Source organism: Microvirga makkahensis (assembly GCF_009830105.1).
Classification (GTDB): domain Bacteria; phylum Pseudomonadota; class Alphaproteobacteria; order Rhizobiales; family Beijerinckiaceae; genus Microvirga; species Microvirga makkahensis.
On the sequence record NZ_WURB01000004.1, the window covers coordinates 302595 to 327782 of the forward strand.

General features: G+C 63.4%; 24 protein-coding genes and 1 riboswitch. Of the genes, 11 read left to right on the forward strand and 13 right to left on the reverse strand.

The window, feature by feature from the left end:
- Positions 1-3 precede the first annotated feature (3 nt).
- Positions 4-828: an ABC transporter permease subunit gene (locus GR328_RS07980; RefSeq protein WP_160883989.1), complete on the forward strand. Its 825-nt coding sequence runs from the start codon at positions 4-6 to the stop codon at positions 826-828.
- The gene (locus tag GR328_RS27225; RefSeq protein ID WP_160883990.1) at positions 825-1271 is read left to right on the forward strand and encodes a GNAT family N-acetyltransferase; all 447 of its coding nucleotides are present in this window, start codon (positions 825-827) and stop codon (positions 1269-1271) included. The genes GR328_RS07980 and GR328_RS27225 overlap by 4 nt, the downstream gene beginning before the upstream one ends.
- On the opposite strand, the gene nagA is transcribed toward GR328_RS27225, so the two are convergent.
- From nagA to thiB, 7 genes are all read right to left on the reverse strand, one after another.
- Positions 1268-2404 carry an N-acetylglucosamine-6-phosphate deacetylase gene (gene nagA, locus GR328_RS07990; protein ID WP_160883991.1) on the reverse strand — a complete coding sequence of 379 codons (1137 nt, stop codon included), beginning with the start codon at positions 2402-2404 and terminating at the stop codon, positions 1268-1270. The genes GR328_RS27225 and nagA overlap by 4 nt on opposite strands.
- Complete coding sequence (locus tag GR328_RS07995) at positions 2404-3453, reverse strand: SIS domain-containing protein (protein ID WP_160883992.1); 1050 nt, start codon at positions 3451-3453, stop codon at positions 2404-2406. The genes nagA and GR328_RS07995 overlap by 1 nt, the downstream gene beginning before the upstream one ends.
- The gene (locus tag GR328_RS08000) at positions 3443-4222 is read right to left on the reverse strand and encodes a GntR family transcriptional regulator (RefSeq protein ID WP_160883993.1); all 780 of its coding nucleotides are present in this window, start codon (positions 4220-4222) and stop codon (positions 3443-3445) included. Before GR328_RS08000 ends, GR328_RS07995 begins: the two co-directional genes overlap by 11 nt.
- Positions 4219-5100 carry a glucosamine kinase nucleotide-binding domain-containing protein gene (locus tag GR328_RS08005; protein ID WP_160883994.1) on the reverse strand — a complete coding sequence of 294 codons (882 nt, stop codon included), beginning with the start codon at positions 5098-5100 and terminating at the stop codon, positions 4219-4221. The genes GR328_RS08000 and GR328_RS08005 overlap by 4 nt, the downstream gene beginning before the upstream one ends.
- Before the next feature lie 191 nt (positions 5101-5291).
- The gene (locus tag GR328_RS08010; RefSeq protein ID WP_160883995.1) at positions 5292-5993 is read right to left on the reverse strand and encodes a thiamine ABC transporter ATP-binding protein; all 702 of its coding nucleotides are present in this window, start codon (positions 5991-5993) and stop codon (positions 5292-5294) included.
- Positions 5980-7521, reverse strand: a complete 1542-nt coding sequence (locus tag GR328_RS08015; RefSeq protein ID WP_160883996.1) for an ABC transporter permease subunit — start codon at positions 7519-7521, stop codon at positions 5980-5982. Before GR328_RS08015 ends, GR328_RS08010 begins: the two co-directional genes overlap by 14 nt.
- 43 nt (positions 7522-7564) lie before the next feature.
- The gene (gene thiB / locus GR328_RS08020) at positions 7565-8569 is read right to left on the reverse strand and encodes a thiamine ABC transporter substrate binding subunit (protein WP_160883997.1); all 1005 of its coding nucleotides are present in this window, start codon (positions 8567-8569) and stop codon (positions 7565-7567) included.
- A gap of 68 nt (positions 8570-8637) precedes the next feature.
- Positions 8638-8744, reverse strand: a riboswitch (TPP riboswitch).
- Positions 8745-8872: 128 nt separating this feature from the next.
- Here thiB and solA point away from each other — a divergent pair.
- A complete protein-coding gene (solA, locus tag GR328_RS08025; RefSeq protein WP_160883998.1) occupies positions 8873-10066 on the forward strand; it encodes an N-methyl-L-tryptophan oxidase in 1194 nt (397 codons plus the stop codon).
- Positions 10067-10287: 221 nt separating this feature from the next.
- Here the strand turns inward: solA and GR328_RS08030 are convergent, their stop codons facing one another.
- The gene (locus GR328_RS08030; RefSeq protein ID WP_160883999.1) at positions 10288-12636 is read right to left on the reverse strand and encodes a Tex family protein; all 2349 of its coding nucleotides are present in this window, start codon (positions 12634-12636) and stop codon (positions 10288-10290) included.
- Between the two features lie 194 nt (positions 12637-12830).
- Here GR328_RS08030 and GR328_RS08035 point away from each other — a divergent pair, with 194 nt between their 5' ends.
- Together GR328_RS08035 and GR328_RS26660 are read left to right on the forward strand one after the other, a co-directional pair.
- Positions 12831-14159: an Hsp70 family protein gene (locus GR328_RS08035; RefSeq protein WP_160884000.1), complete on the forward strand. Its 1329-nt coding sequence runs from the start codon at positions 12831-12833 to the stop codon at positions 14157-14159.
- A 161-nt stretch (positions 14160-14320) separates the two neighbouring features.
- Positions 14321-14494 (forward strand): hypothetical protein, encoded by a 174-nt coding sequence (locus tag GR328_RS26660; RefSeq protein WP_170304112.1) that lies wholly within the window; start codon positions 14321-14323, stop codon positions 14492-14494.
- Positions 14495-14618: 124 nt separating this feature from the next.
- Here GR328_RS26660 and GR328_RS08040 read toward each other — a convergent pair whose 3' ends face one another.
- On the reverse strand, positions 14619-15554 hold the full coding sequence (locus GR328_RS08040; protein ID WP_160884001.1) for a DUF817 domain-containing protein: 936 nt from the start codon (positions 15552-15554) through the stop codon (positions 14619-14621).
- 116 nt (positions 15555-15670) lie between these two features.
- On the opposite strand from GR328_RS08040, the gene GR328_RS08045 reads away from it, so the two are divergent.
- Complete coding sequence (locus tag GR328_RS08045; RefSeq protein WP_160884002.1) at positions 15671-16585, forward strand: dihydrodipicolinate synthase family protein; 915 nt, start codon at positions 15671-15673, stop codon at positions 16583-16585.
- Between the two features lie 17 nt (positions 16586-16602).
- Positions 16603-17382: an SDR family oxidoreductase gene (locus GR328_RS08050; protein ID WP_160884003.1), complete on the forward strand. Its 780-nt coding sequence runs from the start codon at positions 16603-16605 to the stop codon at positions 17380-17382.
- A 90-nt stretch (positions 17383-17472) separates the two neighbouring features.
- Here the strand turns inward: GR328_RS08050 and GR328_RS08055 are convergent, their stop codons facing one another.
- Positions 17473-18240, reverse strand: coding sequence for an LOG family protein (locus tag GR328_RS08055; protein WP_160884004.1), 768 nt, complete (start codon positions 18238-18240; stop codon positions 17473-17475).
- 464 nt (positions 18241-18704) lie between these two features.
- Here GR328_RS08055 and GR328_RS08060 point away from each other — a divergent pair, with 464 nt between their 5' ends.
- Together GR328_RS08060 and GR328_RS08065 are read left to right on the forward strand one after the other, a co-directional pair.
- A complete protein-coding gene (locus GR328_RS08060; protein WP_160884005.1) occupies positions 18705-19889 on the forward strand; it encodes a fumarylacetoacetate hydrolase family protein in 1185 nt (394 codons plus the stop codon).
- 347 nt (positions 19890-20236) lie between these two features.
- On the forward strand, positions 20237-21022 hold the full coding sequence (locus GR328_RS08065) for a CYTH domain-containing protein (RefSeq protein ID WP_160884006.1): 786 nt from the start codon (positions 20237-20239) through the stop codon (positions 21020-21022).
- A 38-nt stretch (positions 21023-21060) separates the two neighbouring features.
- Here the strand turns inward: GR328_RS08065 and GR328_RS08070 are convergent, their stop codons facing one another.
- From GR328_RS08070 to GR328_RS08080, 3 genes are read right to left on the reverse strand one after another with little or no spacing between them, the layout of a single operon-like run.
- Positions 21061-21912, reverse strand: coding sequence for a lytic transglycosylase domain-containing protein (locus GR328_RS08070; protein ID WP_160884007.1), 852 nt, complete (start codon positions 21910-21912; stop codon positions 21061-21063).
- A gap of 47 nt (positions 21913-21959) precedes the next feature.
- Positions 21960-22427 (reverse strand): DUF6644 family protein, encoded by a 468-nt coding sequence (locus GR328_RS08075; RefSeq protein ID WP_160884008.1) that lies wholly within the window; start codon positions 22425-22427, stop codon positions 21960-21962.
- 4 nt (positions 22428-22431) lie between these two features.
- Positions 22432-22788, reverse strand: coding sequence for a DUF6152 family protein (locus tag GR328_RS08080; RefSeq protein WP_246215751.1), 357 nt, complete (start codon positions 22786-22788; stop codon positions 22432-22434).
- Positions 22789-22972: 184 nt separating this feature from the next.
- Here GR328_RS08080 and GR328_RS08085 point away from each other — a divergent pair, with 184 nt between their 5' ends.
- Both GR328_RS08085 and GR328_RS08090 read left to right on the forward strand, forming a co-directional pair.
- Entirely contained in the window at positions 22973-23272 is a 300-nt protein-coding gene (locus GR328_RS08085) for an HlyU family transcriptional regulator (RefSeq protein WP_160884009.1), read from the forward strand.
- Positions 23273-23429: 157 nt separating this feature from the next.
- Positions 23430-25166 carry a catalase gene (locus tag GR328_RS08090; RefSeq protein WP_160884010.1) on the forward strand — a complete coding sequence of 579 codons (1737 nt, stop codon included), beginning with the start codon at positions 23430-23432 and terminating at the stop codon, positions 25164-25166.
- Positions 25167-25188 lie beyond the last annotated feature (22 nt).

Here is a 25188-nt window from a genome sequence, read left to right on the forward strand (position 1 = left end):
GCCGTGAAGTCATTGGCGAAGAACAAGCTCCTCACCTTTGCCGTTTTGCTCGTGGCGATCCAGCTCATCCTCGCCATCGGAGCGCCTCTGCTCGCGCCCTACGATCCGGTGGCCCAGAGCGTCGCGCGCCGTCTGAGAGGACCGAGCGAACTCAACTGGCTCGGAACCGATCAGCTCGGCCGCGATGTGCTCACCCGCATTCTCTACGGTTATCGCACGTCGCTGATCGCCTGCGTGCTCGCCGTCGGTGTCGCTCTTTTGGCGGGCGGTTCGCTCGGGCTCGTCGCAGCCTTCTATCGCGGCTGGCTCGATCGCATCATCATGCGCATCATGGACGTGCTGTTCGCTTTCCCAGTCATGCTGCTCGCCATCGGCATCATCGCGGTTCTCGGACCGCATACCTATAGTGCGGCTGCCGCCATCGCAGTCGTCTACACGCCGGTCTTCGCCAGGCTCCTGCGCGGACCCGCGCTCGTCCTCTGCGAGAGCGAATTCGTGGCCGGCGCGCGCGCCATCGGCTCTTCCGATGGGCGCATCATCTTCCTGCACATCCTGCCGAACCTTGCATCGGTCATCCTCGTCCAGACGAGCCTTCTTCTGTCCGCCGCCATCCTGGTGGAAGCGTCTCTCTCCTTTCTCGGTCTCGGCACGCAGCCGCCGACGCCGTCCCTTGGACTGATGCTATCGGAAGGCCGCAACTTCCTCATGCTCTCTCCCTGGAGCGCGATCTTCGCCGGATTCGCAATCCTCTTCCTCTCCTTCGGCTTCAATCTCCTAGGGGATGCCCTGCGCGATACGCTCGATCCGCGCCTGAGGGGCCAGCCGTGATCGTGCGCCAGGCGCGGATCGAGGACATCCCCCTGCTCGCCCGGATCGCGGCGCGCTCCCAGCGTGCCGCCTTCGCGACGATCCTGGAGCCGGATGCTCTGGCAGGCCGCGATGCGGCTTACTTTGCCGAGCGCTTCACAGGTTCCTGGAAGCGCATGCTGGTTGCCGCGCAGCAGGATGAAGTCCTCGGTTTCCTGCTCATGACCGAGGGCCATATCGACATGCTGTTCATGGATCCTGACGGGAGCGGACAAGGTGGGGGCGCGCAACTCCTCGAGGAGGCCGAAGCCCGAGGTGCGAAAAGCCTGGAATGCTTCCGTGACAATCATGGCGCGCGGCGGTTCTATGAGCGGCGTGGCTGGCGCGTCACGCGCACATACGAGCGGGAGTTTGCCGGTCGAAATCGCAGCTTCGTCTTTTACGAGAAAGGCACCGCTATTTAGGGCGAAGCCTCGCCGCCGATCCAGGTGTCCTGCACATGGAGGCCTTCGTCGAGCAGCACGAGATCCGCGCGATAGCCGGGGGCGATGCGTCCAAGCTCGTGATCGAGCCTCAGGAATGCGGCAGGCACGAGAGAGGCCATGCGCAGCACGTCCGGCAGACCCAGGCCGAGACGCTCCACGCCGTTGCGGACGGCGCACGCCATGTCGAGATCCGAGCCCGCGAGCGTCCCGTCTTCCGTGGAGAGCCTGCCTTCCTTGCGGTAGATCGTGCGGCCGTGCAGGTCGAAGGTTCTCATGTCAGTGCCGGTCACGGCCATGGCATCCGTCACCAGCATCATGCGCTCCGTCCCCTTGGCCGCAATGGCAAGACGCAGCGAGGCGTCGCTGACATGGTGCCCATCGACAATGATCCCGCACCAGGCGTCGCGATTGTCGAGGGCCGCTCCCACGGGGCCGGGCTCCCGCCCGGCGAGGGGCGGCATGGCGTTGTAGAGATGCGTGAAGCCCCTGAGGCCGTAGCGGAAGGCTTCCATCATGGTATCGTAGTCGCTCGCCGTATGGCCGGCGCAGATGAGAACGCCTGCCGCGGCCAATCTCGCGATGAACTCCATGCTGTTGCATTCAGGTGCGAGGGTCACGAGAGTGCGGCCCTCCTTCAGCGAGGTCAAAATGTCGAGGTCCGCCTCCTCCATCGGCCGCATGAAGGCTGCATTGTGCACGCCTTTTCTCGCGGGATTGATGAAAGGGCCTTCGACGTGGATGCCGAGAATGCCCGGGAGGCGCATGGAAAGCGCGGCACGCGTGGCTTCGACGGCTTCGGCCATTTTGCCGCGTGTATCGGTGATGAAGGTGGGAAGCAGGCCTGTCGTACCATACTTGCGATGCGCGGCGGCCATGGTCCTGAGGCCCTCCACGTTGCGCGCATCGTTGAACATGATGCCGCCGCCGCCATTCACCTGAACGTCGATGAAGCCGGGTGCGAGCAGACCCGCCAGCGCACGCCGCTTGATGCCCGCGCCGAGGTCGCGTTCCTGCGGGAGGGCAATGATGCGGCCATTCTCGACGACGACCGCGCGGCCTTCGAGCATATGGGTTCCGTCGAAGATGCGGGCGCCTGTCAGGGCAAGAGGCATCAGACCGTCTCCGTGACTTTGCGAAGGCGCGGGGGATTGTCCGGGTTGCGGCCGCGCGCCAGAGCGATCGCATTCACGAGAGGATAGAAACTCTGAATCATGGCGATCGGAGCAAGGTAGGGATGCACGTTCTCGACCGAAGGGAGCATCACGGTTGCAGGCCCCTCGGCGGCACCGGCCACGACGACGGGAACTCCCTGCTCGTTGAGCTTCGTGACGAGATCGTTCACGCCGCCAAGAGTCTCGTCACGCTGGCTCAGAACCAGGATAGGGAAGTGATCGCCCGCCAAGGTCCAGGGGCCATGCATCAGTTCGGCGGCGCTCATGGCTTCCGCGTGAACGCCAGAGGTTTCCTTCAGCTTGAGGGCAGCCTCCTGTGCGACGGCAAACCCGACGCCGCGTCCGACGACGAAGAGGTTGTCGGCCTGGGATAGTTCGGGGAGCGCGGCCGACCAGTCGATGGCCGCTGCCTTGGCGAGAATGTCCGGCAGGCTGTCGAGCGCCGCGAGCAGCTCCTTGTCCTGCGACCAATGCGCGACGAGCTGCAAACCGGATGCGAGAGCCGCAATGAAGGATTTCGTCGCGGCCACGCTCCTCTCGGGGCCTGCATGGAGCGGCAGCACGACCTCGCAGGTGGAGGCCAGCGGCGACGAGGTGTCGTTGACGAGCGCGACCGTCAGCGCGCCGTCGTCCCGCCCGGCCTGCGCGAGGTTCAGAATATCGGGACTGCGGCCCGATTGCGAGACGGCGAGAAAGAGCGCATCGCGCATGCGCGGGCGTGCTTCGTATACCGATGTCACCGACGGGCCGACGGAGGCCGTCACGAGGCCGGAGTGAATTTCGAGCAGGTATTTGACGAAGGTCGCGGCGTTGTCCGAACTGCCGCGGGCGCAAGTGACGGCGAAGGGCGGCGGCGATGCGCGAAGGCGCTCGCCGACGTCCCGGCACAGAGGTGTATTGGCGTCGAGCAGGCGCGCTACTACCTGCGGCGCCTCGCGAGCCTCGCTCAGCATGGCGGTGATGGTGGAGGAGGTCAGGTCAGTCGTCATGGTGGATCCGCTCAGGCTGGGCAATGGACAGCTCGGCCACGAAATCATAGGCGTCGCCCCGGTAGTAGGACGAGGTGAACTCGACAACCTCGCCTGCCGCCGTGAATGAACGCCGCTCGATGTAAAGGGCTGGGCTCTGGGGTGCAACGTGAAGCAGGGACGCCTGTTCCTCGTTCAGCAGCACGGCGTGCAGTCTCTGCAGCGCACGGACCGGCATGCATCCCTGCTCGTGCAGTGCTGCATAGAGCGACTGCTTCACGAGGCTCGGATCAGGCAGAAAGCGGGAGGGGAGCACCGCATGTTCGATGGCCATGGGAATGTCGTTGGCCATCCGCAGGCGATTGACTCGGCTCACCGTCTCGCCCGGCGACAGGCCGAGCGCCATGAGCTCATCGGGCGAGGCTTGTCCTGCCGAGCGGCTCAACAGAACGGCGGACGATTGCAGACCGCGCGCCGACATGTCGTCGGTGAAGCTCGACAGGCGCGAGAGCGGCTGCTCCAGACGCATCTGCGGTGCGATGAACGTGCCGGATCCCCAGCGTTGAACGAGGACGCCCTTCTTGACCAGACCGGTGATGGCCTTGCGCACGGTGACGCGCGAGATGCCGAACTGCTTGGCAAGGTCGCGCTCGCCGGGGAGCGCATCGTCCGCCTTGAGGGAGCCTTTGCGAACGGCGTCCTCGATGGATTGCTGAAGCTGCAGATAGAGCGGGGTCGGGTTGCTCTCGTCGAGGGGAAGGGTCAGGATCGCGTTTGCTTGGCCATTCATGGCTGCCTCCGCGAGGCGGCACTCCGCCCGAGAAGGATGGCTCCGTCAAGGGCATCTGCGGCGGGAGGCACGATGGCCTGCTGGACCGGCGGCGGCATCCATGGCCGCAGGGGCTCCGCCAGGCCGCCGAACAGACATAAGGCGGGTGCCCCCAGTTCCAGGAGGCGCATGGCGATGCGTGTGGCGCCCGCGGCGGAATCCTCGACCAGCGCGATGCCGAGCGGATCGCGCCGGCTGGCATATTCGAGCACGAGCGGCGCATAGCGCGCATAATCGCCAGGGCGTGCGTTGCCGATCCAGTCGACCAACACTTCCAAATCGTTATCGAACTCGGCCAGAAGTGCACCGGAGAGCGGCGTGGAGGGAATCCGCCCGTCATGCGCCCAGACGCAGCGGCGCAGAAGCTCGCGCCCCATAGCGGCTCCGCTGCCCTCGTCGGAGATCTCGAAGCCCCAGCCGCCCACGTAGCGGCATTGCCCGCCGGCTCCGCCATAGCCGCAGGAGCCTGTGCCCAGGATGAGGATGGCGCCGTCACCGCCATTGAAGGCACCAAGCCAAGCCGTGTGCGCATCCGTGGCGATGGCGAAGGAGGCGAAAGGATGCGGGCGGGAGAGCAGCCTTTCGACGGCGCTCTTCTGGCCAGCGCCGGCGGCTCCCATCCCGGCATGCACGGTTCTGACCTCGCTTTCCGGAAGCCCGGCGTGCCCCAGAGCCTCGCGACAGGCGGTCAGAATGGAGTTCCAGACCAGATCGGGATCCAGGCGGAGATTCGATGGACCACCTGCGCCTTCTCCCAGCAGGTTTCCGGCCGAATCCCGCAGCCGCGCCCGGCATTTCGTGCCGCCGCCGTCGATGCCTAGGAAAAGGGGGGTGTTCATGGGGCAGGGGAGCTCTCGAGAAAATCGAAGACCGGACTGGTATGATGCCACTTAATGTCCAGTTCTGGAAGGGGCGCGGCCAAGCCATGCTCTGCCGCTTTCAGAACTGGACCTCCTCAGGAACCGCCGGGCGGGCAGGGGAAGAACGCGAAAACCATCTGAAGTCCCGAGGCTTCCAGAGGAGACGGCACTCAGGTGTTCGAGGTCGCAGCGGCGATTCTCGGGGCGAGGGAGCCGCCAAGGATGGCGGAGGGTGTATCCGATGCGAGGACCTTGCCGTCGGCCACGAACACCATCTGGTCGGCCAGATCGGCCACGTCCTCGGGTGTATGGATCGTCATCAGGATGGTGACGGGGCGCTGGCGGCGCAGTTCACCGACGAGACGAACCATGTCGCGCCGAAGGCCTGGATCGAGGCTGCTGAAGGGTTCGTCGAGGAGGATCATGGGACGGCCCGAGACAAGGGCTCGCGCCAGCGCCACGCGCTGGCGCTGCCCGCCCGACATCTCGCCGGGGTTGCGCGTTCCGAAACCCATCAGGCCAACGGCTTCCAGCATCTCGTCGATGCGCCGACGCTCACCCTCGGATATGCGCAGGGAGGGGCGAATTCCTAAGGCGACGTTCTGTCCCGCCGTGAGATGCGGAAAAAGATTGTGGTCCTGAAAGACGATCGCAACGGGGCGCTTGGCCGGTTCGAGTGGCACGAGATCGACGCCGTCGAACGCGAGCTTTCCGCTTTCGGGCGTCTCGAAGCCTGCGATCATGTGCAGCAAAGTGGTCTTTCCGCCGCCTGACGGACCGACGATGGCGCAGAGCGCTCCCTTCTGCACCGTCATGGAATAATCGGCAGCGAAATCCGGCCATGTGAGGCGGCAGTTTTCAATCACCAGCATGCGACAGGCGGCCTGATACATGAGCGAGGAGGAAGGCGACGAGCACGATGAAGAGGCCGATGGCCGAGGCTTCATCGAGCCGGTACGATCCAAGACGCTCGAAGAGGAGATAGGGAAGCGTGACGAGTTCCTGCCCGCCGAAGAGGGCGATGATCCCGAAATCGCCGAACGAGAGAGCCATGGCCAAGGCGAAGGCGGCGCCGAAGGGGCGCTTGAGCAGGGGCCAGTCCATAATGGTGAGCTTGTTCACGCCCGTGATGCCCAGCGCCGCGGCAACCCGGCCGTAGCGCTCCTCCGCCGTCAGGAGACGAGGCGCGAGAGAGCGATAGGCAAACGGGACGGCGGCCAGTCCGTTGATCAGGGGCAGGAGGATGAAGCCCGCGGAGGAGGGATCGACAAAGGACCGCACGATCAGGTACAGGCCCGCCGTAAGTGCAAAGGGCGGCACGGCCAGCAGGGTATTGGGGAGAAAGTCATAGAAGGCCGCGGCGCGCGGGGAGCGCAGAGCGACACGCTGCCGGCGTGCGGCGGAAGCAAGCGCAAGTGCGAGAAGACAGGCGATCGTGGCGGCGATGACGGCGATCGTCATACTCGTGACGAAAGCCCGCAGCAGATCTGTATCGATGACATCTAGGATGTTGTTCAATCCGCTCAGGAGGCTGAGCGCCAGAGGAGCGATGAAAAGCGCCGCCGCCACGAGGACGATGGCATCAAGGAGCTTCAGGTTTCGGTTGCGCGCGTCAGGACGCTGAATCAGGCCCCGGATCGTGGGAGCGGTCGGAGGCCTCGTGAAAGCCCAGTGGAGGACGCCGGTCAGCGTCAGGCAGATGACGAGCTGAATCAGCGAGAGCCAAGCCGCGCGGCCGAAGTCGAGATCGATCTTGAGGGCTTCGTAGATGGCGACTTCGAGGGTGGACCGGCTCGGTCCCCCGCCGAGCGCCAGCACGATTGCGAAGCTCTTGAAGCAGAGCAGGAAGACGAGACCCGCGAGTCCCGGCATTTCCGCGCGCAGCACGGGCCCGTCGAGATGGCGGAAGACATGCGCGGGCGAGAACCCGAAGGCCGATGCGAGCCGCCAGTGCTCGGCCGGAACGAGGCTCAACGAATCGAGAAGAATACGCGCCACGAACGGCCCGTTGAGGAAGACATGCGCGATCAGGATCCCGGGATAGCCGAAGATGCTGAAGCCATCCCTCCACCCCAGAAGCGAGAGGACACCGGTCGCCCATCCGCTTCGCCCATACACGGCGAAGACCGCGAAGACCACAACAATGGTGGGGATCACCATCGTGGTACCGAGAAGCGCCAGCACCATCCCGCGCCCTGGGAAGCGTCGGCGCGCCAGGGCCAGGGCCAGGGCTGCGCCGAGAACGAGGGACAGAAGAGTGGAAAGAGCGGCCTGAACGATCGAAAAGGCCAGGACACGCCAGAGATAGGGCCCAATCGCGAAAAGCGTCGGCCTCTCTCCGCCGACTGCCGCGAGAGCGATGAAGCCGCCCGCAACCAGAGCCAGGATAGCAAAGGCCACCAGGGTTCCGGGATGAGGCGGCTTCCGGAGCATGCCGATGCGGTCAGCGTGCCGTGGCGTTGAGCCAGGTGTCGGTGAAGGCGCGGCGGTTCTGCCGTACTTCCTCAGGCGTGAAGAGCAGAGCCTTCTGGGGTTGCGGCAGATCCTTGAAAGCGTCGGGAAGGCCCGCGACCGGTGCCTTGGCGGGCATCATCCAGTTGCCTTCGGGCATGGCCGATTGGAACGCATCACTGAGCACGAAGGCCATGAACTTCTTCGCGAGCTCCGGCTGCTTCGCCGTGCGCGTCATGCCGGCGATCTCCACCTGCATGTAGTGCCCTTCCGCGAAGATGGCCGCTTTGTAGTTGTTCTTCTTCTCCACGGCGATGTGGTACGCAGGCGACGTGGTGTACGACATCACCATGTCAGCCTCGCCTTTCAAGAACAGCCCGTAGGCTTCCGACCACCCCTTAGTGAAGGTCACGATGCGCGGCTTCAGCTGCATCCACGCTTTGCCTGCGTCGTTGCCATAGACCTTCTGCATCCAGAGGAGAAGGCCGAGGCCCGGAGCGCTGGTGCGCGGATCCTGCAGCACCACCTTCGGGCCGTTCGGGTTCTCGACGAGTTCCTTCAGGCTCTTCGGCGGATCGGGCAGCTTGTCGGCATCATAGACGAAGGCGTAGTAGCCCCAGTCGAAAGGGACAAAGGTGTCGTCGTTCCACGCGATCGGCAGCGAGAGATCCTTCACGTCCAGGCCATGGGGCGCGAAGACGTTGAGCGCCTTGGCTTCAGCCGCGAGGTTCACGTCGAGTCCCAGGACCACATCGGCTTTCGTATCCGTTCCCTCGAGGCGAAGACGCCCGACGAGGCTCCCGGCGTCTTCGGCCGTGACCCAGTCGAGAGTGCAGTCACAGGAGGCCTCGAACCGTTCCTTAACGGTTTTTCCCGGACCGTATTTTCCGGCGAACGAACCGTAGGTATAGACCGTGAGGACAGGTTTGCTCTGCGCGAAAGCGGCGTTCGCCGCCAGGCAGAGCGAGGCGAGGGTGAGAAGAAGTCGGCGTAACATCAAGATTGCTCCCATGCATGATGCAAGCCGGGTTGGCGGTACAACTCGCACGGGGCGCAGTCTCGTCTGCGATGTCGCATGCTCAATCCCTCCGCCGGCATGACCCGGATCAGGTTCGACGGGTCGGCGGCCCTTCCGCCTCTCAGCCTCCTGTGAGGCTCCCCGTGAGACAGGAGCGGTTCTAGAGCAGATCGCCGGGCAACACAAGGCGAGCCCCAGGCGGGGTTCTCCCGGCTATCGCGCACTCTTGCGGCAGAGCCGGGTTTCTGTATGGAATGGGAAAACAGGTGGGTCTCCTGCGCTATGGACTTTTCTCGATCCTGTGATGTTGCCGTCGTCGGGCTCGGTGCCATGGGTTCGGCGGCGCTCTACCAGCTGGCGAAACGGGGCGTGAAGGCCATCGGCATCGACCGCTTCGCGCCGCCTCATGACCAGGGTTCGACTCATGGGGAGACGCGGATCACCCGCCAAGCCATCGGCGAGGGCGAGATCTATGTGCCGCTCGCCCTGCGTTCCCATGAGATCTGGAAGGAGCTGGAGGCCGAGACCGGCGAGCGGCTTCTGGTGCAGAATGGCTGCCTCGTCGTCGATTCGGCTTCTTCCGTGGCCGGCGGCGTCATTCGCGCAGCCTTTCTGGAACGCACCCGTAAGGCCGCCATGACCTACAAGATTCCTCACGAGATGCTGGACGCGGCGGAGATCCGCCGGCGCTATCCGCAATTCACGCCGAAAGAGCACGAGATCGGCTATTTCGAGCCGGAGGGCGGCTATCTCAACCCGGAGCGCTGCGTTGCCGTTCAGCTCGAGCGCGCCCGCGCCATGGGAGCCGTGACACAACTCGGGACACGTGTGGTCTCCGTTTCACCTGACGGTGAGGGCGTGCGGATCGTCACCGATCAAGGAGAGCTTCTGGCAGGGCACGCGATCGTCTCCGCCGGGGCCTGGGCTCCGACGTTTCTGGGCGCGCCGTTCAGACAGCTTTTGTCTCCCAGTCGCCAGGTGATGCACTGGTTTGAGGTGGAGCCGGATTATGCCCGGCACTGGTCGAAGAGTCCCGTCTTCATCTGGTGCCACGGAACCAGCCCTAACGATTTCTTCTACGGTTTTCCGTCCTTGAGCGGCAGCAACGCCGTCAAGACGGCGGGCGAGCAATATGACGTCTCCGTCCATCCCGACGAGGTCGAGCGGACCGTCACGCCTGCGGAATCCGCCGCCATGTGCGAGACGCATCTTGCCGGACGGGTTCGGGGACTTCGTCCCGACGCCACGCGTGCTGTGACCTGTCTTTATACCGTTACGCCAGATTCTCACTTCCTGATCGACCGTCATCCGGAGAGCGAACGCATTCTCGTGGTGTCGCCGTGCTCGGGCCATGGCTTCAAGCATTCAGCCGCGATCGGTGAGGTGGCGGCGCAACAGATCGAAAATAGGGGGAGCTCCATTGACATCTCAGCCTTCGCCCTGTCGCGCTTTCCCCGCGCTCGCTCATCCATGTGACCACCGGTCGAAGGCCGGTGGTCACATGGAGATAGGCGCAGCTCCATCACAGGACTGATCCCGGATCGCGTCCGAAAGGTCGTGACACGGTGTCCTGGCGCATCGTGCGACTCGAAGGGCCGCGCCGAACGATGCGCTGCTCAGGAAAGAGGGCATCGGATTGGCCCGACAAGTGCAGCTCTGCTTTTCACGTTCGATGCTTCAAGCCCTCATCTCGACTATCAGCGCCTGGCGTTCTTGTCCTTGCCCGAAGGTGAAGCCATGCCTGCACGACGAAGGGCATCCGCCAGGGCGCCGCCGGAGGCGGCCGGGGCCGCCGCCTTCTTGTCGTTCTGTGAACGATGCTTCTGGACAGCGCCGCGATTGTCGTCGGAGCGGCCGGACGAACGCTTTTCGACCGGATCGCTCATGCGCATGCTCAGAGAGATGCGCTTTCGCGGAATGTCGACCTCGAGCACCTTCACCTTGACGATGTCGCCCGGCTTCACGACGTCGCGCGGGTCCTTCACGAAGGTGTCGGACAGCGCGGAGATGTGGACGAGGCCGTCCTGGTGCACGCCCACATCCACGAAGGCGCCGAAGGCGGCCACGTTCGTCACGACGCCCTCCAGTATCATGCCTGGCGTGAGATCACTGATCTTCTCGACGCCTTCCATGAAGGTCGCCGTCTTGAACTCGGGGCGGGGATCGCGACCCGGCTTTTCCAGCTCACCGAGAATATCCTTAACCGTGGGGACGCCGAACTTGTCGTCCGTGAAGCTCTCAGGCTTGAGCTTCTTCAGCACCCCGCCGTTGCCGATCAGGACCTTGATGTCGCTCTTCGTGGCTTCGAGAATACGGCGCACGACGGGATAGGCTTCCGGGTGGACGCCGGATGCATCCAGCGGATCGTCTCCGTTCGGGATGCGCAGGAAGCCTGCGGCCTGCTCGAAAGTCTTCGGGCCGAGGCCCGACACTTCCGTAAGAGCTTTACGGGTCCGGAACGGGCCTTTGGCGTTGCGGTGCTCGACGATGTTCTTCGCTACCCATTCGCCCAAGCCCGAGACGCGGGCGAGAAGCGGCGCGGAGGCGGTATTGAGGTCGACGCCTACCGCGTTCACGCAATCCTCCACCACGGCATCGAGGGAGCGCGAGAGCTTGTACTCGGCAAGATCGTGCTGGTACTGCCCGACCCCGATCGACTTGGGGTCAATCTTCACCAATTCCGCCAGAGGATCCTGCAGGCGCCGCGCGATAGACACGGCGCCGCGCAGGGAGACGTCGAGATCAGGCAGTTCCTGGCTTGCGTAGGCCGAGGCCGAATAAACGGAAGCGCCCGCCTCCGAGACCATGATCTTCGTAAGCTTCAGGTCCGGATGCTTCGCCACGAGTTCGCCTGCGAGCTTGTCGGTCTCGCGCGAGGCGGTGCCGTTGCCGATGGCGATGAGCTCCACCCTGTGCACGCGGCACAGGCGCGCGAGAGTCGCGAGGGATTCATCCCATTGGCGCTTCGGCTCGTGCGGGTAGATCGTATCCGTCGCCACCACCTTGCCGGTGGCGTCCACGACCGCCACCTTGACGCCGGTGCGATAGCCGGGGTCCAGGCCGAGGGTCGGGCGCGTTCCGGCGGGCGCGGCGAGCAGAAGGTCGCGCAGGTTTCCGGCGAACACCTTTACGGCTTCGTCCTCGGCGAGCTGCCAGAGCTTCATCTTCATATCGAGTTCGATGGCGAAGCGCAGCTTCGTGCGCCATGCCCAGCGCACCGTGTCCAGAAGCCACTTGTCGCCGGGGCGCCCCTGATCGGCGATTCCGAATGCAAGCGCAGTGCGGCCCTCGTAGCGGCTCACATAGCCGGGCTCCGCGGCAGCCTTGTCCTCTTCCATCCGCAGGTCGAGGATCTCCTCCTTCTCGCCGCGGAACAGTGCGAGAATACGGTGCGAGGGGAGCTTGGGGAGAGGTTCGGAGAAGTCGAAGTAATCGGCGAATTTCGCTCCCTCCGTCTGCTTGCCGTCACGCACCTTCGAGGTGAGGATTCCGCGCTCCCAGTAAATCTCGCGCAGGGCTCCCAGAAGCTCCGCGTTCTCCGCGAAGCGCTCCACGAGAATGGAGCGCGCGCCGTCGAGAGCCGCTTCAGGCGTCGCAACCGCCTTGTCAGGATCTACGAATCCGGCTGCCGCCTCCTTGGGGTCGCGCTGCGGGTCGGCGAGGATGAGGTCGGCCAGAGGCTCGAGTCCCGCCTCCTTAGCGATCTGGGCCTTGGTGCGCCGCTTGGGCTTGTAGGGGAGGTAAAGGTCCTCGAGCCGGGCCTTTGTGTCGGCATTGTTGATCTGGAGAGCCAGCTCGTCGGTGAGCTTGCCCTGCTCGCGGATGCTGTCGAGGATCGTCTTGCGGCGATCTTCCAGCTCGCGCAGGTAGCGCAGACGCTCTTCCAGGGTGCGCAGCTGCGTGTCGTCGAGAGTGCCGGTGACTTCCTTGCGGTAGCGCGCGATGAAGGGCACGGTCGCGCCGCCGTCGAGCAGCTCGATGGCCGCCTTGACCTGCCATTCCTGGACATTCAGTTCGCCCGCGATGCGCTGACCGATCGATAGCATGGACCTCTCCAACATTAGGTAAGGTGCGGCTTCTACGGGGTGCGAGCCCCCGGGGTCAACGGCCTATCCCCAGCCCCGGGGTCGCAGTGCCTTATGGGAAATCTGGAGCCGGATTCCTCGAAAAACCTCTTGGCTCCGGGGGATCGGCCGTATAGACCGTCCGGCCCTTTCAAATGAAACTCACCGGGTTCCCCATGTCCGCATCCCATGATCTGTCTATCGGCATCGATTTCGGGACCAGCAACACCGTGGTGGCCGTTGCCGATTCGCACGGGAACGTGGAGGCGCTGACGTTCGACCATGGTGGCGAAAGTCTCAAGGTCTATGTGACCGCCCTGTGCTTCTGGGACGAGCGCCACGGAAACGGCCTTCGCACCGAGGTCGAGGGCGGCCCCTGGGCCATCGAGCAGTTTCTTGAGGGCCTCGACCCGCACCGCTTCATCCAGTCGTTCAAGACCTTCGCGGCCAGCGCGACATTCCAGGAGACGCGGATCTTCCGGGACCGCTACCGCTTCGAGGATCTTCTGAGCACCTTCCTGCGCACTCTCGTGCGTCATGGCGGGGTGCGGCTGGATTGGGGCGCGCGCAACGTGGTGATCGGGCGGCCGGTGCAATTCGCCGGGCATAACCCGAACGATGATCTCGCCATGCAGCGCTACCGCGCCGCGTTCGGCAAGCTCGGCGCCGATCATGCGCGCTATGTCTACGAGCCCGTCGGCGCCGCCTTCTTCTATGCGCGCCGGCTCAATCACGACTCCACCGTTCTGGTGGCGGATTTCGGCGGCGGCACCAGCGACTTTTCCGTGATGCGGTTTTCTCGCGCAGGCGGCATTCTGCGGGCGGATCCGATGGGTCATTCAGGCATTGGCGTTGCCGGAGATGCCTTCGATTACCGCATCGTGGATCACGTCGTCTCGCCTCGGCTCGGCAAGGGCGGACTCTACCGCTCCATGGGCAAGACGCTGTCGATCCCCAACCACTACTACGCCAATTTCGCGCGCTGGAACCAGCTCGCCATGATGAAGAGCAGCGGCGACCTTAAGGAACTGCGCGAACTGGCGAAGGCGGCGCTCGAGCCCGAGCCCCTGGAAAAGTTCATTGATATCATCGAATACGATCTGGGCTTCGCGCTCTATCGCGCCGTCTCAGCCGCGAAAGTGTCATTGTCGCATGAGGAGGAGACGGAGTTCCGGTTCAGGGCCGAGAGCCTCGACATTGAGGCGCGCATCGCGCGCGCCGATTTCGAGAGCTGGATCGCCGAAGACGTGAGACGCATTGCGGAAACGCTCGACGAGGCCCTCTCGAAGGCTGGAGTGCCGGCGTCCGAGATCGACAAAGTGTTCCTGACCGGCGGCACTTCCTTCGTTCCCGCCATCCGCCGCCTGTTCGTGGAGCGCTTCGGAGAGGAGCGGCTGACCTCAGCCGACCAGTTCGAGTCCATCGCCTATGGCTTGGCGCTGATCGGCCAGACGGACGATCCGGGCCGATGGGCGGTCCAAGGCAATGCGGCGCGCAGGGGATAGGACCACGCTAATGGCCGGTTGCGGGGCGAGACACCGCGGCATGGCGAAGGCCCGACCGGCGCTCCCGGAACCCTCCTGTCGCGCCCGAGTTGAACCAGCGGACGCCGCCGGCCTTCTAGCGGGCTGGCCGCAGCCGAGTGGTTCAACCGAAGGAGAGCAGCATGTCTCGCGGTGACAAGTCGGCTTACACCGACAAGCAGAAACGCAAGGCCGAGCACATCGAGGAATCCTACGAGAGCCATGGCGTGTCGGAAAAGGAAGCTGAGCGGCGTGCCTGGGCGACCGTCAACAAGCAGGACGGCGGCGGCAGGAAGAGCGGATCCGGGCGGCACTGATAGAGTGAACTGCCGGCTTGTCATCTCTTTAGGACAGCGTCTCTCGTCCTGCGCCGGGGGAACGGTTATGCATGACGAAAGGATGCCGCCGGCAGGGGCTTTCCACGTGAGCGGAGTCGGGCCTTCAGACCTGTACGGGATCCGGCCTCGCGACAGCGGAGGATTTCTTTGCCTGAGCGAATGGTTCTGGCCCGTTGAGCGCTGCAATCATCACGTATGAGATGATCATCAGCAGGAACCAGGCGCCGAGCTTGGTGAACGGCACCATCGACCATTCCTTCATCTGATGCGGATAGAGCCACGCGCCCGCGACGGTGCCGATATTCTCGGCGAACCAGATGAAGAGCGAAACGAGCACGAAGCCGAGCAGAAGCGGCATCCGGCGATGCACGCGCCATACCTTGAAGTAGACCGTCGTGCGTCCGAAGAGCAGGGCGGTGACGGCAAACAGCACAAGCCGGAGATCCGTGACGTAATGGTGCGTGAAGAAGTTGATGTAGATGCCCACGGACAGAAGGATCGAAGCCCACACCGGCGGATGATGCGTGAAGCGGAAATCGAAGAGACGCCACACGCGGGCGAGATAACTGCCCACGGCCGCATACATGAAGCCCGCAAAGAGCGGCGCTCCTCCAATCCTGAGCAGGCTTGCTTCAGGATAGACCCAGGAGCCGACCGATGTCTTGAAGATCTCCATGGCGGTGCCGACGGCATGAAAGAGCAGGATGACCTTGGCTTCCTCCAGGGTCTCCAGGCGTGCTGCGATCAAGATCACCTGAATCAGGACGGCCGCGACGAACAGGAAATCGTACCGCTCAAGGGGTGAGGCCGCCGGATACCAGAGTCTCGTGGCGATCAGCAGTACCACCATGATGCCGCCGAACATGCATGCCCATCCTTGCTTGATGCCGAAGCGCAGGAATTCATAGAGCCCGGACATCCAGGGCCCCTTGCTCCCAAGTGATCGAGAGAGTTCTTCCTCCGCGGCGACGAATCGGGTGGTCAACGGCCAGAGTTTGGCGGCGCTGGGCTGAGAAACGGGCGGCTTATGGAACGTCATATCATCTCTATGGCATGGAGCCGATCTCCTGCCAAGTCCAGAACCTGCATTGACCCTGGAGAAGCCACGCAAGGGCGTGTAAGGAGAGAGCCCGTTATTCTGTCAGGGAGGAAGCCTTGCTCACGAGTTCTGCCGCCGGCGTTTACGTTATCTGCCCCACACCCTTCGAAGGCGATGGGCGGCTCGATATGGCCTCCACCGAGAGGATGGTCGAGGCCTATCTCAAGGCCGGCGCAACGGGTCTCACCATCCTCGGCATCATGGGCGAGGCGCCGAAGCTGGCCGCCGACGAATCTCAGGCCTTCGTCCGCCAAGTCATGAAGGCGGTGGCAGGTCGCGTTCCGGTGATCGTGGGTGTCTCGGCCGCGGGCTTTGCCGCCATGTCGGCCCTGTCGGCGAAGGCGATGGATGCAGGCGCGGCCGGCGTGATGATCGCTCCGCCTTCGACGCTCAGGACCGACGATCAGATCGTGTCCTATTATGGCGACGCGGTGGAGGCCATCGGCACGGATGTGCCTTTCGTGATCCAGGATTATCCGCTGACCACCAATGTGGTGATGACTCCCAAGGTGATCATTCGCATCATCGAGCAGAATCCGTCCTGCGTGATGCTCAAGCACGAGGACTGGCCGGGCCTCGACAAGATCACGACCCTGCGGCGCGCGAGCGATGCCGGCGAGGTGCGCCGCGTCTCCATTCTCTGCGGCAATGGCGGTCTCTTCCTTCCCTTCGAGATGGAGCGCGGAGCCGACGGCGCGATGACGGGCTATGCCTACCCTGAGATGCTGGTGGGCGTCGTCAATCTCGTCAAGGAGGGTAAGCGCCAGGAGGCGCACGACCTCTTCGACCGTCACCTGCCGCTGGTGCGCTACGAGACACAGCCTGGTGTCGGGCTCGCCGTCCGCAAATACGTGCTCAAGAAGCGTGGGATCATCGCCCACGACACGCTCCGCAAGCCTGGGCCGAAGCTGAGCGCGGAGACTGTCTCGGAGATTGACTGGCTGATGCAGCGCATCGAGCGCTCGGAATAACCAAGGAGTCTGAGAGTATGAAAACGGGATTGGAAGGAAAGCGGGCGCTGGTGCTCGGTGCGAGCAAGGGGCTGGGCTTCGGCATCGCCCAGGGCCTTGCGGAGGAGGGCGCGCGCGTCGCCGTGGCAAGCCGCACCATGGAGGGGTCCAAGGCAGCCGCCGACAAGATCGGCCGGGACGTGCTGCCTTTCGTCTGCGATACGGGCAAGGCGGATCAGATCGACGCCCTCGCAAATGACGTGACGGCAGCTTTCGGCGGTGTCGACATTCTCGTGCTCAACAGCGGCGGGCCGCCTCCGGGCAAGGCCCAGGGCGTGTCGTCCGATCAGTGGCGGCAATCGTTCGAGGCCATGTTCGTCAACCTCGTCCGCATCACGGACCATCTCCTGCCCGGCATGATCGAGCGCAAGTTCGGTCGCATCATCTCGGTGATTTCGTCCGGCGTCATTCAGCCGATCCCGAATCTCGCGATCTCGAATGCCATCCGCCCGGCGCTCGTCGGCTGGGGCAAAACGCTTTCGAGCGAAGTGGCCTCCTCCGGGGTGACTGTCAACGCGATTGCGCCGGGACGCATCGCGACGGATCGCCTGAAGCAGCTCGATGCCGCGAACGCCCAGCGGACCGGCCGGTCGGTCGAGGAGGTGGCTGCCGCCGCCCGCGCCGGCATTCCCGCGGGCCGTTATGGCGAGATCGAGGAGTTCGCTGCTGCCGCCGTGTTCCTGGCGAGCGAGAAGGCCTCGTTTATGACGGGCTCGATTCTGCGCGTGGATGGCGGGCAGATTTCGTCCGTGACCTGACTCGTCGACGGGGAGAGGCGAGCCCTTGCCTCTCCCGCACACCTCCACGGAGGTGACGCTCCGGTGGTGCCGATCCCCTTGGCCGGAGCGCTACTGGGGGGCAGGGACGAGAAGGCCGTTCTCGACGAGCGTTGCCCATGTGTCCTCGGCGTTTTCCGCGAAGTGAACGAGCTTGCGGTCCTCGGCGCTGACCATGCCATGTTCGAGCAGGGCGTCGAATTTGATGACCGACTGCCAATAGGCCTTGTCGAATAGAACGATCGGAAGAGGGGGAGCCTTGCCGGTCTGACGAAGGGTGAGGATCTCGAAGAGCTCGTCCAGGGTTCCGAATCCGCCCGGGAACACGACGAGCGCATTGGCTCGCATCGCCAAGTGCATCTTGCGCATGGCGAAGTAATGGAAGCGGAAAGTCAGGTCGGGTGTCGAATACGGGTTGGGCTCCTGCTCGTGGGGCAGAGTGATATTGAAGCCGATGGACGGGGCTCCGACGTCGGATGCTCCGCGATTGGCGGCTTCCATGATGCCCGGACCGCCGCCTGTCGCAATGACGTTGTCACGCACGCCGCCGTTCTCAGTCAATGCGCCGCCCCGCTGCGAGGCGATGGCTCCGAAGGCGCGGGCCTCGCCGTACCAGTAGGGATGCCGTCCGGGCCCGTTCTCACGGACGCGGGCGCTCCCGAACACCACGATGGTGGAGCGCACTCCCCAGATGCGCAGGCTCTCCTCTGCCTTTGCATATTCGAGCTGGAAGCGGACACCCCGCATGGAATCTCCCAGCAGGAAGTCCTGATCGAGGGCAGCCAAGCGATAGGAGGGAGCGGCGAGATGGGTCGCGTTGGAGGGCTTTCCGTTATCCATAGGCAGGATCTCCTGTGAGCATGGCCCGCAGAAAGCACATCCGTGCGCTGCGGTTAAGAGCCCAGAGGCCCGGTGGGGAGCTCCTGGGGGCTCGATGGTGGAATGCCCACAGGCTCGCCGGGGCTGGGGGCCTCACTGGGGCTCCCGGGCGGAACTCCCAAGGGCTCCCCGGGGCTTGGAATGCCGGCCGGGCCCGGATCGGGATGGACGGGCTGCGGGACCGGGTTCGGCACATCGGGCTGCGGCGGCGTCGGATTGGGCGTGTCTGACATGGCGGTCTTCCTTCTGATCGCGACAGAGGTTCGGAACGGAGGACAGACCGCCTTTGTTCCGGGCGCGGCCGGCCACACGACACATGCCGGCCGGCACCGACCATTTTGGCCTGGGCTCTAAGGTCGAGCTCGCTATAATGATCGTCAAGAGGGGCGAAAACGCTCTTCGAGGGATAAGGGGAGCGCCTGCCTGTGAAACGTCCGTCCTCATCGAATGCCGCTGAGATCCTGCCAGTCGATGGCTATCGGGGAGCCCTTGCAGGCCGCGTGTGGAGGCCGGGCGTCGGTCCTTCTGTGGTGGCGGTGCGGGAGGAGGGGGTCTTCGACATTTCCGAGACCTTTGCGACGATGAGCGAGCTCTCCGCAGCGGATAATCCCGCACTCGCGGTCAGAGCGGCGCAAGGCGAGAGGATTGCTTCGCTCGACGAAATCCTTGCCAACACGCCTCCTGCCCGCGACATATCGAGGCCGTGGCTGCTGGCCCCGATCGATCTTCAGGTGATCAAGGCGGCCGGCGTCACTTTCGCCATATCCATGCTCGAGCGTGTCATCGAGGAACGGGCCCGGGGCAATGCGAGTGCCGCAGCCGCCATCCGCGCTGAGGTTCTGCGTCTCGTGGGGGACGATCTCAGCCGCCTCAAACCCGGCTCGCCCGAGGCGATGGCCCTGAAGGATGTACTCATTGCCCAAGGAGCCTGGAGCCAGTATCTCGAGGTCGGCATCGGGCCCGACGCGGAGGTGTTCACCAAGGCGCCGACCTTGTCGGCCGTCGGCACTTTCATGGATGCCGGCCTGCATCCCAAATCCACCTGGAACAATCCCGAGCCCGAGGTGGTGCTCGTGGTCACGGCCGACGGCAGGATCGTTGGAGCGAGCTTGGGCAACGATGTGAACCTCCGCGATTTCGAGGGCCGCTCCGCTTTGCTCCTGTCGAAGGCGAAGGACAACAACGCTTCCTGTGCGTTGGGGCCGTTCATACGCTTCTTCGACGAGAGCTTCTCTCTCGATGACGTGCGCAGTACGACGGTGACCCTGACGGTGGAAGGCGAGGATGGGTTCACGCTCGAAGGCTCGTCGTCGATCACGAAGATCAGCCGCGATCCCGAAGACCTCGTTGCGCAAACGCTCGGACCTCACCACCAATATCCCGACGGTTTCGTCCTATTCCTCGGCACCATGTTCGCCCCAACGCAGGATCGGGACAATCCAGGGATGGGTTTTACGCACAAGACAGGCGACATCGTCACCGTTGCGGCGCCAAAGCTCGGAAAACTCGTGAATCGGATGAAACCAAGTTCCGAATGTGATCCGTGGACGTTCGGACTTGGCGCGCTCATGAGAAATCTTGCGGCGCGGGGTTTGTTGAAATCTGGGTAGCTCTTCCGAGATGCCCGCGTCCTGGCGGTGCGCGTGCATCTCGATGCGAGTAGCAGTCGGCATGTGTTCTGAAATATCTTTGCCCGCGGAATTAACCCCGTTTGCAATTCATTAGGAGCTTCTCGGGTATTCCATTGAAGTTTGCCTTCCGGACGCCATCATAAGCGCTAACAACGTGTTGTTGGTCCGAAGAGATCCGCTTGACATCACGCTGGAATGGAATTTTGTGTCGATGTGTGCGTTCCCGGCATGCTTGATGCGATTTGAAATTTCATTCCGTTAAATGTCGATGCGGCGAACTCTAAAAGCCCGACAGAGCCTTCGCGCATTGTATCAGAGAGCTTAAAATGGTTGCTTACAGACGTTATCTCATTGCTTCGTCTCTTGCGCGCCTGATCAGAAAAGAGAGAGGCGGCAACCGCATCACGGAAGGCCACTTCCCGAACCAAGCTGACCGGAGCTCTTTCGTGATCGTCGATGGCGACAAGGGAAGTCTTGTTCTCGTTCAAGCGGGAGCCAACGGTCCGGTCGAGGAGCGCACCGACGTGCCGCGTCCGCATGCAGAGGCGCTGCTCGATGTAACCCCCGGAAAGATCGACTACCTGCTCACTCATCTCACCGTCGGCACGCGTGACATTCAGATTGCCCGATTCGTCACGCCAGGGCCGCTCGACATGATCTCCGTGTCGTTCGAGAGCGAGGAAGAGGCGCGGGACTTCCGACCGCTCTCCTGGTTCGGCCCCGACATTACCTCGGATGCCTCCTACCAGAACCGCTCGATTGCGCTCAATGGCCCGCCGCAGGTGCCGGAGGTTCCGTTGACGAACGCAGCGCTCAACAGCCTGCTCGACACCCTTGAGAACCGCTATGGGGGTGGACGCGCGTATGCTTCGCAGCCCCAGCCGCAGACCAGGACTGCGGCCGAGGTCGAACTCGTCCAGAGCGGAACCGCCGCCGCTGGGTCCGAGAAAGCAGCTTCTGCAGCTCAGGGCCGGTCACAGGCACAGCAGACGCCGCCCGTTTCGACCGATGTCGAGATCGCGGAGGATGAGAACAACGACGATCTCAATCTCAGCATCGAGGACAACGTGATCCGTGAGCTGGCGCGGTCCTTACGGCCCCAGAGGCGATAGAAATCTCACAAAGCCCGGCTCAAGAGCCGGGCTTTTCGCTAGCTCGGCAGGACGACGCAGCTGCCGCCAAGGGAGCGGATCTTCCTGCACAGTTCCTCTCCGCCCTTGCGGGACTCGGCAGGGATGCGCACACGGTAGAAAATTCTCGTTCCGCGATAACGCAACCTGGTGCCGATGATCATGGGGCGCGTATCCTTCAGCAATGATGCGTAAGCCGCGCTGGAACGCTTGTATGAGGCCAGCGCACGTGCTTTCGAAAAGTTGCCGGCCAACTGAACGCCCCAGGGCGCGAATGGGGCTTCTATTTCGTCGGCTCGTCCCGGCTGTCGAAGAACCGCAACGATCTGCTGGCAACTTTCCGGATCCTGTTCGGCACTTTCCTGCTCTGGCGGCGCCGGAGGTTTCTTCAGATCCTCCGCCCATTCCTCAACGACGCGCCCGGTGACGGAAGCGACATAGTTTCGCGTCTCCCGAGGCAGATCACCGCGTCCCGAGAGCCATGACGAGACCCGGGTGGGGCCACCATTATAGGCGGCCGCCGCCAGACCTAGATTGCCGAAGCGCTCGGAGAGCTCGGCGATCAGTTCCGCGGCCTTGGGAATTGCCTGCTCGGGATCGAACGGATCGGCCAATCCGCGCTCCTTCGCGGTTCCTGGCATGAATTGCGCCACACCCTGTGCGCCGGCCGGGCTCACCACGCTCGTGCGGAACGAGCTTTCCTGCCAGATCAGTTTCGTCAGGAAGTCGCGCGGGACGTTCTGTCTCTGCGCCGCTCCTTCGATCAGACGACACAGGGCCTGCTCGACGGTTTCTCCCGAACGGGATGGGGCAGCCCAGCCCGACTCGCAGACGGCGAGAACGCCGCAGAGTGGCAACAGCCAGACGCGCATGTCACATGCCATGAGATAAATTTATGCAGCCTGAGAAGAGTCAAAGCCTAGAGATAGGCGATCATTCGTCCGGCCAAGAGGGTGGCGATCCATGCGATCAGCGAAGCGAATGCATAAAGGCGCACGTCCGGCGGCAGCGCATCGGCACGCAAGGCGGTGCCGAAGCGGAAATGGAACAGGATGACATTGACGAGCCCGGCGGCGATAAATGCCAGCTTGGCATAGAAGGCGGGGTTGGTGCCGAGCGCCCGCGCCTCGACGGCCAGAAGAAGGATGCCTGAGGGAACTTGCAGTGCCAGCCCCGAAGCCGCGAGGGGGATGGCATAACGGCCGACCTGCCGCGCATTCTTCCCACGCTCCGCCAAGACTTTGAGATCGAAGACCGCGATGCCTCCGACGACGAAGGCGGCTCCGAGCACATGAAGCAGATTCGCAACCGTGTAGAGCCAGGCTGAGTGGCGCCCCACATGTCCAAGCCAGGAGGCCTCCAATGCGGCGAGCATCTCGAAATACATGGCGCTAGCGCAGCTCGAAGGTCCTGCCGCCCACGACGATCCTCTCTGCTCTCATCTCGCTCTCGACCCTGGTCGAGGGATAGCCTTCGAGGGTGACCCGCGTCCCGGGCCTGATCATGTCCGGCTCCAGCCCGCGGGCATTCATGCGGAAGGGAGGCGCCAGAACCGCCTCCCAATCTTTGTTCTCGTGCCTTACGGAAACGGTCACGTGGGGGTTTTGCCAGCTCGCCTGCTGAACCGCGCCGGTGATGGAAATCTGTCTGGATGCGTCATAGCTGCCCCAGCCATGGTGAGCGAGAGCAAAGCCGCCGGTCTGCAGGGTGACAGATAGGCATAGAACGAACAGAGGACGTTTCATCATGTAACCTCTGTGCTATTGTTCAGGATCGAGCAAAGGTTCTCTCGAAGAGCGGCGCCGTCAAGGCGTATAACCTGACTTTCGGCCTGGATCAGTGACTTGTGATCGAATGCAACAGGGTTGACCCTCCAGAGCTCTCCGGAGATATGCTGGCCCGGACGAATCACAACGCTGCTCCGGTGGTACCATGGCTTCATTCTTCAAAGATCTCTGGACCCGATTTTCGGGAGCGGGCGGCCGTGACAGTGCCAGCGAGCCGGCCGCTGCGACAGTGGAGTACAAGGGCTTCCGCATCCGCCCTGCGCCCTATCCCTCGAAGGGGCAGTACCAGACCGCCGGAACGATCGAGAAGGATTGCGAGGGGGGCGTGAAGGAGCACCGCTTCGTGCGCGCCGAAACTCATGCGAGCAAGGATGATGCGGTGGCCTTCGCGATCGTCAAAGGCAAGCAGATCATCGACGAGCAGGGCGAAGGCATCTTCACCTGACAGGGAGACCGTTTCAATTCTCCGCCGTCTATTTCCTTTCGTATCGTCTGCATCAGGTAATCCCTTTCGCCGCATCTGAACGAGGCTGCGAAACCCGTGGTGGCATCGAGTGTTGGCTCGTGGTCAATCACTGGCCGCACCAGGAAGGGAGAACCAGATGGCTAACAGTCCCAAGAACCCCAAATCCGGCAAGTCCTCCGCGTCCGAGACATCAGGCCAGGTTCTGACGAACCGGCAGGGTCATCCCATCGCCAATAATCAGTCGCAGCGTACGGTCGGGTCGCGCGGGCCGGCGACGTTGGAAAATTATCAGTTCCTCGAGAAGATCACGCATTTCGACCGGGAGCGGATTCCGGAGCGCGTGGTCCATGCCCGCGGCTTCGTGTGCTATGGAGAATTCGAGGCCACCGGCAAGATCGGCGACGAGCCCGCCTCCAAATACACCCGCGCCAAGCTGTTCCAGGAGGCCGGCAAGAAGACGCCGCTCGCGATCCGCTTTTCCACCGTGATCGGCGGGCGCGACTCCTCGGAAGTGGCGCGCGATCCGCGCGGATTTGCCGTGAAGTTCTACACGGAAGACGGAAACTGGGACCTCGTCGGCAACAATCTCGCGGTTTTCTTCATTCGGGACGCCATCAAGTTTCCGGATGTCATTCACTCCCTCAAGCCGGATCCAGTCACGTTTCGCCAGGAGCCGAACCGCATTTTCGACTTCATGAGTCAGACGCCGGAATCCATGCACATGCTGACCCATTTGTTCAGCCCGCGGGGCATTCCGGCGAGCTACCGGCACATGGAGGGGTTTGGCGTCAACACCTATAAGATGGTCAATGCCCAAGGCGACACGGTGCTGGTGAAGTATCACTTCCACCCCCGCTGCGGCCTGGCGAGCCTGACGGCCGAGGAGGCTGCCAAGGTTCAGGGACAGGATCTCGGCTCCGCCTCCAAGGATCTGTACGAGGCCATCGAGCGTGGAGAGTACCCGCAATGGGACATGTATGTGCAGATCATGGAGGATCACGATCACCCCGAACTCGACTGGGATCCGCTGGACGACACCAAGATCTGGCCGGAGAGGGATTTCCCGCTGCGCCATGTCGGCGTGATGACGCTCAATCGCAACGTCCAGGATCATTTCAATGAAAACGAGCAGATCGCCATGGGCACGGGCGTTCTGGTGGATGGACTCGACTTCTCGGACGACAAGATGCTGGTCGGGCGCACCTTCTCCTACTCGGATACCCAGCGCTACCGCGTCGGCACCAATTATCTCCAGCTGCCTGTGAATCAGGCGAAAAACGCCAAGGTCGCCACAAACCTCAACGGCGGCCAGATGTCCTATGGCCGCGATCTCGCGCCGGGGCAGAACCCGCACGTGAACTACGAGCCGTCGATTCATGGCGGCCTGCACGAGTCGTCGCGCGAGGAGCCGAACAATCCTCCCGAGATCCGTGGACGCCTGACCCGCAGCGTGATCGAGCGTCGCAACGACTATAGTCATGCGCGCGGGCGCTACTGCACCATGATGGAGTGGGAGCGGGACGACCTGGTGCTCAACATGGGTACGCTGCTCGGCCAGTGCGAGCGGGACGTTCAGGAGCGCATGGTGTGGCACCTGTTCATGGTTCACGACGATTATGGCAGCCGGGTCGGGGACATGCTCGGCATCACCGCCGACGACGTTCGGCACTTGCCGCCGCTGCCGAAACAGGTTCTCACCGACGATGAAAAAGGGCGGATGGAGAAGCTGGGCAGGAACGGCGATCCGATCGACCCGACCGTGTGGGGCCAGTGGACGAGTTCCGTGAAGAACTACAAGGCCTCCGCCGAGGAGGTCCTGGGGGGAATGCGGAACGTTCCGACCGAGCCGGCAACCCGTCAGGCAGCGGAGTAGGAATCCTCCGGAGGAAAGCAAG

Excerpts from the sequence above, each read along its gene's own strand:
- GR328_RS08010 (WP_160883995.1), bottom strand. The coding sequence starts at position 5,993 with ATGCTGGTGATTGAAAACTGCCGCCTCACATGGCCGGATTTCGCTGCC.
- GR328_RS08030 (WP_160883999.1), bottom strand. The coding sequence starts at position 12,636 with ATGCTATCGATCGGTCAGCGCATCGCGGGCGAACTGAATGTCCAGGAA.
- GR328_RS08055 (WP_160884004.1), bottom strand. The coding sequence starts at position 18,240 with ATGGATAACGGAAAGCCCTCCAACGCGACCCATCTCGCCGCTCCCTCC.
- GR328_RS08000 (WP_160883993.1), bottom strand. The coding sequence starts at position 4,222 with ATGAATGGCCAAGCAAACGCGATCCTGACCCTTCCCCTCGACGAGAGC.
- GR328_RS07995 (WP_160883992.1), bottom strand. The coding sequence starts at position 3,453 with ATGACGACTGACCTGACCTCCTCCACCATCACCGCCATGCTGAGCGAG.
- nagA (WP_160883991.1), bottom strand. The coding sequence starts at position 2,404 with ATGCCTCTTGCCCTGACAGGCGCCCGCATCTTCGACGGAACCCATATG.
- GR328_RS08005 (WP_160883994.1), bottom strand. The coding sequence starts at position 5,100 with ATGAACACCCCCCTTTTCCTAGGCATCGACGGCGGCGGCACGAAATGC.
- GR328_RS08080 (WP_246215751.1), bottom strand. The coding sequence starts at position 22,788 with ATGATGAAACGTCCTCTGTTCGTTCTATGCCTATCTGTCACCCTGCAG.
- GR328_RS08065 (WP_160884006.1), top strand. The coding sequence starts at position 20,237 with ATGGTTGCTTACAGACGTTATCTCATTGCTTCGTCTCTTGCGCGCCTG.
- GR328_RS08085 (WP_160884009.1), top strand. The coding sequence starts at position 22,973 with ATGGCTTCATTCTTCAAAGATCTCTGGACCCGATTTTCGGGAGCGGGC.
- GR328_RS08040 (WP_160884001.1), bottom strand. The coding sequence starts at position 15,554 with ATGACGTTCCATAAGCCGCCCGTTTCTCAGCCCAGCGCCGCCAAACTC.
- thiB (WP_160883997.1), bottom strand. The coding sequence starts at position 8,569 with ATGTTACGCCGACTTCTTCTCACCCTCGCCTCGCTCTGCCTGGCGGCG.
- solA (WP_160883998.1), top strand. The coding sequence starts at position 8,873 with ATGGACTTTTCTCGATCCTGTGATGTTGCCGTCGTCGGGCTCGGTGCC.
- GR328_RS08035 (WP_160884000.1), top strand. The coding sequence starts at position 12,831 with ATGTCCGCATCCCATGATCTGTCTATCGGCATCGATTTCGGGACCAGC.
- GR328_RS08050 (WP_160884003.1), top strand. The coding sequence starts at position 16,603 with ATGAAAACGGGATTGGAAGGAAAGCGGGCGCTGGTGCTCGGTGCGAGC.
- GR328_RS26660 (WP_170304112.1), top strand. The coding sequence starts at position 14,321 with ATGTCTCGCGGTGACAAGTCGGCTTACACCGACAAGCAGAAACGCAAG.
- GR328_RS08090 (WP_160884010.1), top strand. The coding sequence starts at position 23,430 with ATGGCTAACAGTCCCAAGAACCCCAAATCCGGCAAGTCCTCCGCGTCC.
- GR328_RS08075 (WP_160884008.1), bottom strand. The coding sequence starts at position 22,427 with ATGTATTTCGAGATGCTCGCCGCATTGGAGGCCTCCTGGCTTGGACAT.
- GR328_RS08070 (WP_160884007.1), bottom strand. The coding sequence starts at position 21,912 with ATGCGCGTCTGGCTGTTGCCACTCTGCGGCGTTCTCGCCGTCTGCGAG.